The sequence below is a fragment of the Pseudomonas sp. ANT_J12 genome, from assembly GCF_008370045.1.
Lineage (GTDB): Bacteria > Pseudomonadota > Gammaproteobacteria > Pseudomonadales > Pseudomonadaceae > Aquipseudomonas.
This window is the reverse complement of the sequence record NZ_VOBN01000002.1, coordinates 20,202-33,565: the sequence shown is the minus strand read 5'-3', so window position 1 is coordinate 33,565 and position 13,364 is coordinate 20,202. Positions and strand designations below refer to the sequence as shown.

8 protein-coding genes are annotated in these 13,364 nt (G+C 61.1%); 7 read left to right on the top strand and 1 reads right to left on the bottom strand.

The window, feature by feature from the left end; all coding sequences use genetic code 11:
* The first annotated feature begins 92 nt into the window (after window positions 1-92).
* The 7 genes from acs to argR all read left to right on the top strand — a co-directional run bounded on the left by acs (window position 93) and on the right by argR (window position 8,162).
* Entirely contained in the window at window positions 93-2,048 is a 1,956-nt protein-coding gene (gene acs, locus FQ192_RS05985) for an acetate--CoA ligase (protein ID WP_149657778.1), read from the top strand.
* 731 nt (window positions 2,049-2,779) lie between these two features.
* Window positions 2,780-3,553 carry an ABC transporter substrate-binding protein gene (locus tag FQ192_RS05980; protein WP_149657777.1) on the top strand — a complete coding sequence of 258 codons (774 nt, stop codon included), beginning with the start codon at window positions 2,780-2,782 and terminating at the stop codon, window positions 3,551-3,553.
* A 91-nt stretch (window positions 3,554-3,644) separates the two neighbouring features.
* Window positions 3,645-4,334 carry an ABC transporter permease gene (locus FQ192_RS05975; RefSeq protein ID WP_123407311.1) on the top strand — a complete coding sequence of 230 codons (690 nt, stop codon included), beginning with the start codon at window positions 3,645-3,647 and terminating at the stop codon, window positions 4,332-4,334.
* The gene (locus FQ192_RS05970) at window positions 4,331-5,029 is read left to right on the top strand and encodes an ABC transporter permease (protein WP_123514330.1); all 699 of its coding nucleotides are present in this window, start codon (window positions 4,331-4,333) and stop codon (window positions 5,027-5,029) included. The genes FQ192_RS05975 and FQ192_RS05970 overlap by 4 nt, the downstream gene beginning before the upstream one ends.
* A 1-nt stretch (window position 5,030) precedes the next feature.
* Window positions 5,031-6,143: a M14 family metallopeptidase gene (locus FQ192_RS05965; RefSeq protein WP_149657776.1), complete on the top strand. Its 1,113-nt coding sequence runs from the start codon at window positions 5,031-5,033 to the stop codon at window positions 6,141-6,143.
* A 27-nt stretch (window positions 6,144-6,170) separates the two neighbouring features.
* Entirely contained in the window at window positions 6,171-6,935 is a 765-nt protein-coding gene (locus tag FQ192_RS05960; RefSeq protein WP_123407318.1) for an ABC transporter ATP-binding protein, read from the top strand.
* Between the two features lie 246 nt (window positions 6,936-7,181).
* On the top strand, window positions 7,182-8,162 hold the full coding sequence (gene argR, locus FQ192_RS05955) for a transcriptional regulator ArgR (RefSeq protein ID WP_054044763.1): 981 nt from the start codon (window positions 7,182-7,184) through the stop codon (window positions 8,160-8,162).
* 37 nt (window positions 8,163-8,199) lie between these two features.
* On the opposite strand, the gene FQ192_RS05950 is transcribed toward argR, so the two are convergent.
* Entirely contained in the window at window positions 8,200-13,236 is a 5,037-nt protein-coding gene (locus FQ192_RS05950) for a dermonecrotic toxin domain-containing protein (protein WP_149657775.1), read from the bottom strand.
* Window positions 13,237-13,364 lie beyond the last annotated feature (128 nt).

The window sequence follows — 13,364 nt, the reverse complement described above, 5'->3', positions numbered from 1 at the left end:
GGCTTGTTACTACCATCGTCGAATGGTTCTATAGGCCCGGCCCGGCTACAACAGAGCCATACAAAAACAACTATTCCACCGAGGTAAGAAAGATGAGTGCGGCTTCTTTGTATCCCGTTCGTCCCGAGGTAGCAGCCAATACGCTGACTGACGAGGCCACCTATAAGGCCATGTACCAGCAGTCGGTCGTCAACCCGGACGGCTTCTGGCGCGAGCAAGCCAAGCGCCTCGACTGGATCAAGCCTTTCACCACGGTGAAGCAGACTTCCTTCGACGATCACCATGTCGACATCAAATGGTTCGCCGACGGCACCCTGAACGTTTCCTACAACTGCCTCGACCGTCATCTGGCCGAGCGCGGCGATCAAATCGCGATTATCTGGGAAGGGGATGACCCGGCCGAGAGCCGCAACATCACCTACCGCGAGCTGCACGAACAAGTCTGCAAGTTCGCCAACGCCTTGCGCGGCCAGGATGTGCACCGCGGCGACGTGGTGACTATCTATATGCCGATGATCCCCGAAGCCGTGGTCGCCATGCTGGCCTGCACCCGGATCGGCGCGATTCACTCGGTGGTGTTCGGCGGTTTCTCGCCGGAAGCCTTGGCCGGTCGCATCATCGACTGCAAATCCAAAGTAGTGATCACGGCTGACGAAGGTGTTCGTGCCGGCAAGAAGATCCCGCTCAAGACCAACGTCGACGATGCGCTGACCAACCCGGAAACCAGCAGCATCCAGAAAGTCATCGTGTGCAAGCGCACCGGCGGCAACATCAAGTGGAACCAGCATCGCGACATCTGGTACGAAGACCTGATGAAAGTGGCGGGCAGTGTGTGCGCGCCGAAAGAAATGGGCGCTGAAGAAGCGCTGTTCATCCTTTACACCTCCGGTTCGACCGGTAAGCCAAAGGGCGTGCAGCACACCACCGCCGGTTACCTGTTGTACGCGGCGATGACCCACGAGCGCGTGTTCGATTATCGTCCGGGCGAAATCTTCTGGTGCACCGCCGACGTCGGCTGGGTCACTGGCCACAGCTATATCGTCTACGGCCCATTGGCCAACGGCGCGACCACGTTGCTGTTCGAAGGCGTGCCGAACTATCCGGATATCACCCGGGTGGCGAAGATCATCGACAAGCACAAGGTCAACATCCTCTACACCGCGCCAACCGCGATCCGCGCAATGATGGCGTCGGGGCAAGCCGCTGTTGAAGGCGCCGATGGCAGCAGTTTGCGCCTGCTCGGTTCGGTCGGCGAGCCGATCAACCCGGAAGCGTGGGACTGGTATTACAAGAATGTGGGCAAGTCCCGTTGCCCGATCGTCGATACCTGGTGGCAGACCGAAACCGGCGGCAACATGATGAGCCCGCTGCCGGGTGCTCACGCCCTCAAGCCGGGTTCCGCAGCACGTCCATTCTTCGGTGTGGTGCCGGCGTTGGTCGACAACCTGGGCAACATCATCGAAGGCGTCGCCGAGGGCAACCTGGTGATTCTCGATTCGTGGCCAGGCCAGGCGCGCACGTTGTATGGCGATCACGACCGTTTCGTCGATACCTACTTCAAGACCTTCCGTGGCATGTACTTCACCGGTGACGGCGCCCGTCGTGACGAAGACGGTTACTACTGGATCACCGGTCGCGTGGATGACGTGCTTAACGTTTCCGGGCACCGCATGGGCACGGCCGAGATCGAGAGCGCGATGGTCGCGCACCCGAAAGTCGCCGAGGCTGCCGTGGTTGGCGTGCCGCACGACATCAAGGGGCAGGGCATTTATGTCTACGTCACCCTCAAGAATGGCGAAGAGCCGAGCGAGCAACTGCGCCTGGAGCTGAAAAACTGGGTGCGTAAAGAGATCGGCCCGATTGCTTCGCCGGATGTGATCCAGTGGGCACCGGGGCTGCCGAAAACCCGTTCGGGCAAGATCATGCGCCGGATCCTGCGCAAGATTGCCACCGCTGAATACGATGGGTTGGGGGATATCTCCACCCTGGCGGATCCGGGTGTGGTGCAGCATTTGATTGATACGCACAAGACGATGAACGTCGCGTAAGCAGCGGTTCTGAGTCGCACAAGCCCCGCCAGGCAAAACGTCTGGTGGGGTTTTTTATTGCCTGGGTTTTTGGGGTGGCAGGTCCGGCCTCTTCGCGGGCAAGCCTCCCGCCTACAGAGGTAGGATCGTTCCCACGCTCCGCGTGGGAATGCATCCCGTGACGCTCTGCGTCACAGCGTCAACGGCGGAGGCGGAGCGTCCATGGCGGCATTCCCACGCGGAGCGTGGGAACGATCAACGGGTGAGCCGAATAATTATCGGCATCACCTGTAGGCCATTTCCCACTGTTACCTCCACCCATGAGTGTGTCTGAATGTGTAACCGCCCCCGCCGATCCGGGGCGTAGGGAAACGCAACGTCCCGTTTCAGGGCATCGGAAACGCCCATGAAAAATAAGACATAACGCTGCGCTTGCCGGATTAGAAGGCTTTGCCAATAATAGGCCCGCAATTTGCAGCATAGATCGGTTCACAATCTTTTGCTCTTGCATGAAATTGCAAGGCTGTCAACGTGCCCAAGCGGCATTCTCAGTGCATCTGTAATTAGTTGTCGCATTGAAGAAATATCGACTTCGGGCCTGTCGTTAGAATGCCGATCACTCGCTCGTCGTTGCTCGCGTTGAAATCAGCGCGGGTTTCTCAGGACGCAGCACCGCTTTCCCGTTTAACCCATTCGCATATTGGGCTTGTGCTCACTCTGCCGTTTTTGCCCTTTACCGATGGAGTCCCAAGATGAAGAAACTTGTGCTGCTTGGCGCCCTGGCACTGTCCGTGCTGTCCCTGCCGACCTTCGCCGATGAAAAGCCCCTGAAGATCGGTATCGAAGCGGCGTACCCTCCGTTTGCCTCCAAGGCCCCGGACGGCAGCATCGTCGGTTTCGACTACGACATCGGCAACGCCCTGTGCGAACAGATGCAGGTCAAGTGCGTCTGGGTCGAGCAAGAGTTCGACGGTCTGATCCCGGCACTCAAAGTGCGCAAGATCGACGCGATCCTGTCGTCCATGTCGATCACTGAAGACCGCAAGAAGTCCGTGGACTTCACCAACAAGTACTACAACACCCCGGCGCGCCTGGTCATGAAGGCCGGCACTCAAGTCAGCGAAAGCCTGGCTGAGCTCAAGGGCAAGAACATCGGCGTGCAACGTGGTTCGATCCACGAGCGTTTCGCCCGCGAAGTCCTGGCCCCGCTGGGTGCTGAGATCAAGCCTTACGGTTCGCAGAACGAAATCTACCTCGACGTGGCCGCCGGCCGCCTCGACGGCACCGTGGCAGACGCTACGCTGCTGGATGACGGTTTCCTGAAAACCGACGCCGGCAAAGGTTTCGCCTTCGTCGGTCCGGCCTTCACCGACGTCAAATACTTCGGCGACGGCGTGGGTATTGCCGTTCGCAAGGGTGATGCGCTCAAAGACAAGATCAACACCGCGATCACCGCCATTCGCGAGAACGGCAAATACAAGCAAATCCAGGACAAGTACTTCGCCTTCGATATCTACGGCAAGTAACACGTCCGAGCGACAAGTCCGAAATGGCGCAAGCAACAGGATCTCTGAGGTTTGCGCCATTTTTTCATCCCAACTTTCGAGGACCTGAATCATGTTGAAAGGCTACGGGGCTGTCATCCTCGATGGCGCATGGCTGACGCTTCAGCTCGCCTTGTCGTCCATGGTCCTGGCCATTGTTCTGGGCTTGATCGGCGTTTCGCTGCGTCTGTCCCCGATCCGCTGGCTGGCCTGGCTGGGCGACCTGTATTCCACGGTGATCCGCGGGATTCCCGATCTGGTGCTGATCCTGCTGATTTTCTACGGTGGTCAGGACCTGCTCAACCGCGTCGCACCGATGCTCGGCTTTGACGACTACATCGACCTGAACCCATTGGCCGCCGGTATCGGCACCCTGGGCTTCATCTTCGGTGCGTACCTGTCGGAAACCTTCCGTGGCGCCTTCATGGCGATCCCGAAAGGTCAGGCAGAAGCGGGCATGGCCTACGGCATGAGCAGTTTTCAGGTGTTCTTCCGGGTGTTGGTGCCGCAGATGATTCGCCTGGCGATTCCGGGGTTCACCAACAACTGGCTGGTACTGACCAAGGCCACCGCGCTGATTTCGGTGGTCGGTCTGCAAGACATGATGTTCAAGGCCAAGCAGGCGGCCGATGCCACCCGCGAACCTTTCACCTTCTTCCTCGCAGTGGCGGCGATGTACCTGGTGATCACCAGTGTCTCGTTGCTGGCATTGCGTCACCTTGAGAAGCGCTACTCGGTAGGCGTAAGGGCGGCTGATCTATGATCTTCGACTACAACGTCATTTGGGAGGCCCTGCCGCTGTACTTCGGCGGCCTGGTGACCACCCTCAAGTTGCTCGCGCTGTCGCTGTTTTTCGGTCTGTTGGCGGCGTTGCCGCTGGGGCTGATGCGCGTGTCCAAGAACTCCGTCGTCAACATGAGTGCCTGGCTGTTCACCTACGTGATCCGCGGCACGCCGATGCTGGTGCAACTGTTCCTGATCTACTACGGCCTGGCGCAGTTCGAAGCCGTACGTGAGAGCTTCATGTGGCCGTGGCTGTCCAGCGCGACGTTCTGTGCGTGCCTGGCCTTTGCGATCAACACCAGCGCCTACACCGCGGAAATCATCGCCGGCAGCCTGCGGGCCACGCCGAACGGCGAGATCGAAGCGGCCAAGGCCATGGGCATGTCCCGCTACAAGATGTACAAGCGCATCCTGCTGCCGTCGGCCTTGCGCCGGGCGCTGCCGCAGTACAGCAACGAAGTGATCATGATGCTGCAGACCACCAGTCTGGCGTCCATCGTGACCCTGATCGACATCACCGGTGCCGCGCGCACGGTCAACGCCCAGTTCTACTTGCCGTTCGAGGCGTACATCACCGCCGGCGTGTTCTACCTGTGCCTGACCTTCATCCTGGTGAAGATCTTCAAACTGGCCGAGCGCCGCTGGCTGGGCTACATGGCCCCGCGGAAGCACTGATATGGAACGCATCGATCATTCATTGCCGTGGAGTCACCTGGGCAGCGAACGCCAGATTTCGGTGTTCCGTTTCGGCACTGGCGAGCGCAAGGCCTACATCCAGGCCAGTCTGCATGCCGATGAACTGCCGGGCATGCGCACCGCGTGGGAGCTGAAAAAGCGTTTAGGTGAGCTCGAAGCCCAAGGCTTGCTCAACGGCGTGATCGAACTGGTGCCGGTGGCCAACCCACTGGGCCTCGGTCAACTGTTGCAAGGCAACCATCAAGGGCGTTTCGACGCGGGCAGCGGCAAGAACTTCAACCGCGATTTCGTCGAACTCAGCGCCCCCGTGGCCGCTGCGGTGGACGGGCGCCTGGGGGATGATCCCCACGCCAATATCCGTTTGATCCGCCAGGCCATGAGCGACACCTTGGCCGCATTGCCACCCGCCGCCAGCCAGTTGCAAGGCATGCAGCGCATCTTGCTCAGCCATGCCTGCACCGCCGACGTGGTGCTGGATTTGCATTGCGATGCCGAAGCGGCGCTGCATATGTACGCCTTGCCGCAGCATTGGCCGCAATGGCGTTCGCTGGCTGCGCATCTGGACGTGAAGGTGGGTTTGCTGGCGGAAGATTCCGGCGGCAGCTCCTTTGATGAAGCCTGTTCGCTGTCATGGCTGCGTCTGTCGCGGCTGTTCCCGGACGCGCAGATCCCTCTGGCGTGCCTGGCGACCACCATCGAGCTGGGCGGGCAGGCTGACACCGGTCGCCCGCAAGCCGAGTTCCACGCCGAAGGCATTTTGGCGTTCCTCGCCGAGCAAGGCCTGATCAGCGGCGAATGGCCGAAACCGGCGCACGAAGCCTGCGAAGGCATGCCGTTCGAAGGCACTGAATTGCTGTTCGCGCCGCACCCCGGTGTGGTGAGTTTCCTGCGTAAACCCGGTGAATGGATTGAAGCCGGCGATGAGATTTTCGAAGTGATCGATCCGTTGGCGGATCGGGTCAGCACGGTGTGTGCTGGTACGTCCGGGGTGCTGTTTGCCATTGAACGGCTACGTTATGCCCAACCCGGTTTCTGGCTGGCCAAGGTGGCGGGGCGCGAAGCGCTGCGTCACGGGCGCTTGCTCAACGACTGACTGACTGTTTTTGTGAGAACCGACCGCATGTACAAACTTGAAGTCCAAGACCTGCATAAACGCTATGGCAGTCACGAAGTGCTCAAGGGCGTGTCCCTGAAAGCGGCGGCTGGCGATGTGATCAGCATCATCGGCTCCAGTGGCTCCGGCAAAAGTACTTTCCTGCGCTGCATCAACCTGCTCGAGCAGCCGCACGCGGGCAAGATCCTGCTCAACAACGAAGAGCTGAAACTGGTTTCGAACAAGGACGGCGCGCTGAAGGCCGCCGACCCGAAACAGCTGCAACGCATGCGTTCGCGCCTGTCGATGGTGTTCCAGCATTTCAACCTGTGGTCGCACATGACCGCGCTGGAAAACATCATGGAAGCGCCGGTCCACGTGCTCGGCATGACCAAGGCCGAAGCGCGCGAGAAAGCCGAGCACTACCTGAATAAGGTTGGCGTGGCTCATCGTAAAGACGCTTACCCGGGCCATATGTCCGGCGGCGAGCAGCAGCGCGTGGCAATTGCCCGTGCACTGGCGATGGAGCCTGAAGTGATGCTGTTCGACGAACCGACTTCGGCTCTGGACCCGGAACTGGTCGGCGACGTGCTCAAAGTCATGCAGGCCCTGGCGCTGGAAGGCCGGACCATGGTGGTGGTGACCCACGAAATGGGCTTCGCCCGTGAAGTGTCGAACCAGTTGGTGTTCCTGCACAAAGGTGTGGTTGAAGAGAGCGGCAACCCGCGTGAAGTGCTGGTCAATCCACAGTCCGAACGCTTGCAACAATTCCTCTCGGGTAGCCTGAAGTAAACCGGGCTCCCGTTGTGCACCGGGATAGTGCATGCTTCGCGACCTAAAGGCTGGCCTGGATCCCTGTAGGAGCGAGGCTTGCCCGCGAAGAGGCCGTGTCAGTCGACATCATTTGTGAATGACACACCGCCTTCGCGGGCAAGCCTCGCTCCTACAGGGATCGCTGTTGGTTTTGAGATTTGCGTTCATTTACGGGCTAGCATTGGCCCATGCCTTCATCACTGTTTTCGTTTCGGATTGCCCGCCATGACTGCCCATCGAATTGGTTTCCTGATTTGGCCCAGCACTAAAGCTCTGACGCTTGCGCTGGCTGAGGAGGCCTTGCGTGTTGCCCAGCGTGTGCATCCGGACGTTGTCTACGAACTGTCGTTCTTGCAGGCCGAACCGCCGACCGAAGGTGCCTGGCAATTGCCCGGTGAGCCCTGGGCCGGCAAGCTCGAAAACTTCCAGAAACTGTTTTTGCTCGCCGATGAGCCGCCGACCGCACTCGCGCCAGCCCTCAGCAGTTCGCTGAAACAACTGGTGCGCGCCGGTTGTGTGATCGGTGGTTTGTCCGCCGGGGTCTACCCGTTGGCGCAGCTCGGTTTGCTCGACGGTTATCGCGCCGCCGTGCACTGGCGCTGGCAGGACGATTTCGCCGAACGCTTCCCGAAAGTCATCGCCACCAGTCATTTGTTCGACTGGGATCGCGATCGCCTCACCGCGTGCGGTGGCCTGTCGGTGCTCGACTTGCTGCTGGCGGTACTGGCCCGTGACCATGGCGCCGAACTGGCCGGTGCGGTGTCGGAAGAACTGGTGGTCGAACGCATCCGCGAGGGTGGCGAACGCCAGCGCATTCCCCTGCAAAACCGTCTCGGCTCCAGCCATCCGAAGCTCACCCAAGCGGTGTTGCTGATGGAAGCCAACATCGAAGAGCCCCTGACCACCGACGAAATCGCCCAGCACGTGTGCGTGTCCCGCCGGCAGTTGGAGCGGATCTTCAAGCAATACCTCAACCGCGTGCCGAGCCAGTACTACCTGGAACTGCGCCTGAACAAGGCCCGGCAGATGTTGATGCAAACCAGCAAGTCGATCATCCAGATCGGCCTGTCGTGTGGCTTCTCTTCGGGGCCGCACTTCTCCAGCGCCTACCGCAATTTCTTCGGCGCCACGCCGCGGGAAGATCGCAACCAGCGGCGCAGCAGCAGTCCGTTCGAATTGTCCTCGGTGCCTTCCGAGCGCGGTTGATTCGGTCGATGTGCGCCAGCAGGGCTGGCGCCGCGATTCAGTCTTCCACCGTCGATTCCTCCGAGTCCGACACCTCCAATTCAGCCAGTTGGATAACCTCTTCCACGCCGAAGTCGCAGTGGGTGTTCTTGAAGTAAGCCAGCAGCAGTTGCAGGCTCTGCTCGGAAAGCGGATTGCCGCGCAAGTTGATTCTTTCAGCGAGCTCCACCGGCGTCTCCAGAATGGCGTGGGGTAGCTCGACGATCCGGTTGTCGCTCAGGTTGGCAATGTCGAGCTCGGTGAGGTTCAGCAGGCCCGGGGGTAATTCGGTGATCTGCGTGTGATCGAGAATCAACGTGGCCATTTGAGGCATATGGCTGACGTCCGGGGCGAGCATCAGCGGGTTGCCACCCAGGTCGAGGAAATCCAGGTGCTCCATGCCCGCCAGCGCGTGGACCGTGTCGGCCGTCAAAGTGATTTCGCAATCCGGCAGGACCAGTGATTTGAGCGCGCCTATGTGGAACACCGATTGCGGAAGCTCCCCCAATCGGTAGTCACGAATGGTCAAGCCTTCGAGATTGGGGAAGCAGCGCAGGAAACCATCGCCGACCGAGGTCACGCCATCCATGCTGTGCAGGTAGAGGTGCGACACGTGGCTGAAGTCGGCGGTCAGTGTCGGCAGTTGGCCGATGACCACGTAGTCCAGGGCCAGTTCATAGGAGGCTTCCAGGGTTTCGTTGAAATCATCCAGCTCCGTCTCCTTGCGCCAGCCTTTCTCGATCATGCGCTTGAGGTCGTCACGGGTGCTGTGTTCGATCAGCTCTTCTTGCGCAGTCAGGGGTTGGCCAGTGACAGGGTGGACGGCGGGAAGGTCGGCAGTCCAGATGGCGAGCGCCGTCGTCAGCGTGTCGTACTCGGCTTCCAGGCGTGTGAGTTCGACACGTCCTTGCTCCAGCGTGCCCGGCAGTCGGTAGACGAAGTCGCTGGCCATCTCGCGATCCAGTTTCGGATACAGGTTGGCGGCGCGCTCCAGATCGGCTTGCGGGGCGTAGATCCCCCAATCTTCGTTCTTCGCTTGAAAATAGGCTTTCACGCGATCCCGGGTCTGGGCGTCGTAGGGGTTGCCGCCGAGGTCAAAGCCCCTGGCTTGGCTGGCGGGCAAGTCGAACAGTTCAAGGGGCAGTTCGGTCATCTGGTTGTCCGGCAGGATGACGCCATTGAGATGCTCCAGGCTCAGCAGACCGGGCGGCAGTTGGGTCAGGCCAGTGTCGCCAAGGTCGAAATAGCTCAGGTAGGTCATGGCCTGGGGGCTGACGATCAGACCCAGCGGGTTTTTCGACAGGTCCAGCACCTTGAGCCGACTCAACGAGCCGAGGGTGGCTTGGGTCTGGGCAGTCAGGGTGATGCCGCAGTTGCTGAGCACTATTTGGGTCAGGTTCGGCAGGTGGGCGATGGATTCCGGGAACGTGGCCAGGGGCAGGTTTCGAACCTCGATGCGTTCCAGGCCGGTGAAGTGACTGAGAAACGCTGCGCCGCCCCGGGTGTTCGGATGGCCCTCCAGAATCAGGAACGACACGTGGCTGAAGTCGGCGTGCAACTCCGGCAGTTCGCCGATGATCGGGCGGGTGCACCGGAACATGTAGCCGCGATCGCCTGCGTCCAGGTCGCCGTCATTCAGGGCCGTTTGCCGACGCCAGCAACGCTGCAATTCTTCCATCAGCAACCTGCGGTTTTGCAGGGCGTCCAGGCGCTGGGCGATGCTGAGCCTGGCCCCGGTTTGCTGGTCGAAATAGGGGGTGGCCAGGGTCCAGAGGTGCAGTTCGTCATGGAGCGTCCTGTATTCGTGGTAGCGCCGCGACAGTTCCATCCAGCCGCCATCGGGATGCTGCTGCAAGGCCTGCACGTAGGCGTCGACCTCTTCAGGAATAAACGCCGGGTAAAGTTCGCGGACCCGATCCTGCAGCGAAGGCGCTCCGGGTTGCAGGTGATGGTAGCCCTCCATGCCGCCGGGCAGGCGCATGGTGTGCGGGTCGTAATGCGGTTTGCGCAGCGGGTGCGGGGATAAGACTTTCTGCAAGGCCTCATGATCCAGCGCATGTTCGCGCACCAGTTGCTTGAGCCGTGGGCCCTGGCCGGTGCGCAGTTGCAGTCGCTGGCGTTCGCTGTCCGGCAGCGCCCACAGCACGCTGCTGTAGAAATCCTCGCGGTTGGCCAGTGCCTCGCCGCGTTCGTCGTAGGCCTGGTAACCGCCTTCTTCCAGTTGCACCAGCACTTTGCGCTCAGGGGCCTGTGGCATGCCGATGCTGTCGAGGCGTTCGCCGCTGAACGAGTAGCGCGTGACCTCGAGGCGAACCTGGCCCGACCAACCCGGCAGCCGTGGCAATGAATGCAAGGCCAGTCGAGCGGTGTCAGGGTTGTCCGGCGAGGACAGTTCCAGGCTTTCCCGGGCGCGCACCGCTCGCACGTGTTCCTGGGCCCAGCGTGCCCGCTCTTGAAGCTCGCGGCTGAGCGTGCCTTGTTCCAGTAGTTGCAGGTCTTTGCCGCTGGCGCTGTTGAGCAGTTCCTCGGCGACACTGGCCGGCAGGCCCCGAACCTCGTCCATCAGACGCCGCGCCCGGGGCTCGACGTTGCGCTCCAGCGCGCGATAACGGGACTCGAACAAGGTGCCGCGCCGTTCCTGCACGATGCGCGCGAGGCGGGCACGCAAGTTCGCGGCGCGAGCCTCCAGCGCCAGAACGGGGGCGCCGAAGCTCTCCTCGAACAGGGTTCTGATTTCTGCCTTGTTCAGAAAACTCAGTGCCATTTCCAGCACGTCGCCACGGCCCATCGGCAGGTCAAAAACCGGGGCGCCCTGGGTCAACCCGGTGTGACTGCGCCAGGCTGTTTGCCCGCTGCTGTCGATCAAACGCAGCCCTTTGCCCTGGGGCCATGGCAGTTGCTCGGTGAGCAATTGCAGTTGGGTTTGCGGGTCGGCCGAGAGGTACGTGCGCAGGTCCTGGCTGGCGATGCGCTCGATAAAGGTTTGCAGGTCCTTGTCGATCTTGAAGCGCTTGAGGGTGTCGGCCAGCAGCGGCGGCAGGGGTTGATGGTCGACATGCATGCGGCGCAAGGCATTTTCGTGATAGCCGCTGATTCGCAGCACTTGTTCGCGTTCACTGGCCGAGAGTGTGTCGGCCACCTGTCCGAGGCGTTGCAGCAGCGTTGCGCGATCCCAGGTCAGCGGCTGTTCGAGTTCGGTGTGCCAGGTGCCATTGCCGTTGGTTTCCAGGCGCGGCTTGTAGGCCTCGGGTCGGGTCGGATGCTCGATGCGAAACTGGCCGCGAGTGGCGTCATGGGAAACCTGATAGTGCGTGTCTTCCAGGGGCAGCAAGGTGTGCTCGCCGAGGGTGTGCAACCCTTGTGCATTGGGGCGGCTGCCGCTCGGCAGCGGGGTTTGCCGTTGGTAAGGCCCCAGGTCGCCGTTCCAGTAGCGGGTTTGACCGTCAGTGGATTTGACTGGTGTGAAGCGGTCAATGAAATCAATCCACGCCTTGGGTAACGCCTGGCGAAACGTCTGGGTCGCCACGGTGGCGCCGGCGGCGAAGATCCCCAGTTGCACCAGGGTTTCCAGCACGTTCATGGTGTGTTCGAAGGCTTGGTCGGTCAGGCCTTGCGCCCAGTCGATGATGCCCTCGAAGGTTTCGTCGAGCACTTGGTAAACGGTGTAGGCCAGCATCAACTCGCCGAGGAAGGGCACGAAGGGCACCGCAACGAACGCGGCAATCTGCAGCAGGGTAGACGCGATGTGAGTAAAGGATTCCCAGCGTTCCCAGCGCTGCTTTTGGTCACTGCTGGCGGTCGAGACGGCCAGGGTGCGGCCATCGTTGAGGATCTTGTCCAGTTGGCGCTGATACAGGTGTTGCCACAGATTGCCGCTGATGGCGTGGCAGGCAAACTGCAGGTTGCTGTGCGGTGCCGGGCTTTCGCGCCAGGTCGGTTGCGGGTCGCCGACGCTGTGCGGGTGCCAGGTGATCCGGGACAAGCGCTGGTTGAGGCCGGCGAAAAAATACCCGCGGTCCGCGTGATTAATGAAACGACTGAAAAACCGCTGGTAGTCGGGCGAGCGCAGTTTGCCGCTAAGGTCGGCCATGAAGTGCGCGGTGGACGGGTATTGCTTGAGCGGCGCCTGGGGATCATCCGGGATGTACGCCACCACCGGCACCGCACTGCGGTTGAGTTCCAGGTCGGGGGCGAACAGCAGGATGCCGGTCACGCTGGCCGACATGATCGTCAGGTCGTGGCACAGCAGCGGTTTACCGTCGAGCAGCATGCCCGGCACTTCATTGATCACGCCAAGCATCGCGTTATAGGTGTGCGGTGTTAACGGCTGGTCGTCGATCAACGCCAATTCCAGCGCCAGGCGCAGCGCTGCTTTGTGGCTGTCCTTGACCTGCTGTTGCAACACCGCCTGGGTCACCGGGTTGCTCGTCCCCAGGTTGTCTTCGAGCCAGTCCTGATATTGCTGGCCGATATCCAGTTCCCGGCACAGGCGCACAAAGTCCGGAATCGTCAGGCGATCCTTGAGGTGCCCAAGCACCTCGAAATGACCGGTCGCCGAGGGCTGGGTGATGTAGGTGGAGTTGGCCTCGTAAGCATCGGTTTCGGCCTCCGATGGCTCGAAGTTGTGCAGCGCGGCGTCGAGCAGCGACACCGTCCAGGCGCGGGTACCGCCGGACTGGATCGGGAACCAGGGAATCGACGCGGGCACGTACAGGCGCAAAAACGTGCGATTGACGTCCAGGTCGAGGCCGTATTGGTTTTTCAACGCGTCGCGCAACAAGGGTTCGCCGAAGGCGCGCGGGTCTTGCAGCTGTTGCAGGCGCTGGTCGACGCTGTTCTGGGCGGTCCAGTAGCTGGCGTTCAGCCGCTTCAGAATCTGGTGTTGCGCAGGCGAGGTGTTTTTGAAGGCCTGGCGGATCTGCGGCGCCGTGGCGCTCAGGGCGGCTCGGCGGGAAGGGCTGGCGTCGATCAGCCAGCGGGGCAGGGTGTTGGCGAGGTGGCCATAGTGGTTGTCGAAATGCTGCGGCCATAGAGGCTGCGCTTTGGAATCAGTCACGGGTTCGTCCCTGAACAGGTTGGGGGACGCCAGCAGACACCGAATCGACCGCGCAGGTGCGGTACATAGTTACCGCACATTCGCCAACCACTTGAAATCTAATGTCGCGCACGCTGCCGCTCATCCCG

Excerpts from the sequence above, each read along its gene's own strand:
- FQ192_RS05970 (WP_123514330.1), top strand. The coding sequence starts at position 4,331 with ATGATCTTCGACTACAACGTCATTTGGGAGGCCCTGCCGCTGTACTTC.
- FQ192_RS05960 (WP_123407318.1), top strand. The coding sequence starts at position 6,171 with ATGTACAAACTTGAAGTCCAAGACCTGCATAAACGCTATGGCAGTCAC.
- FQ192_RS05975 (WP_123407311.1), top strand. The coding sequence starts at position 3,645 with ATGTTGAAAGGCTACGGGGCTGTCATCCTCGATGGCGCATGGCTGACG.
- FQ192_RS05980 (WP_149657777.1), top strand. The coding sequence starts at position 2,780 with ATGAAGAAACTTGTGCTGCTTGGCGCCCTGGCACTGTCCGTGCTGTCC.
- acs (WP_149657778.1), top strand. The coding sequence starts at position 93 with ATGAGTGCGGCTTCTTTGTATCCCGTTCGTCCCGAGGTAGCAGCCAAT.
- argR (WP_054044763.1), top strand. The coding sequence starts at position 7,182 with ATGACTGCCCATCGAATTGGTTTCCTGATTTGGCCCAGCACTAAAGCT.
- FQ192_RS05965 (WP_149657776.1), top strand. The coding sequence starts at position 5,031 with ATGGAACGCATCGATCATTCATTGCCGTGGAGTCACCTGGGCAGCGAA.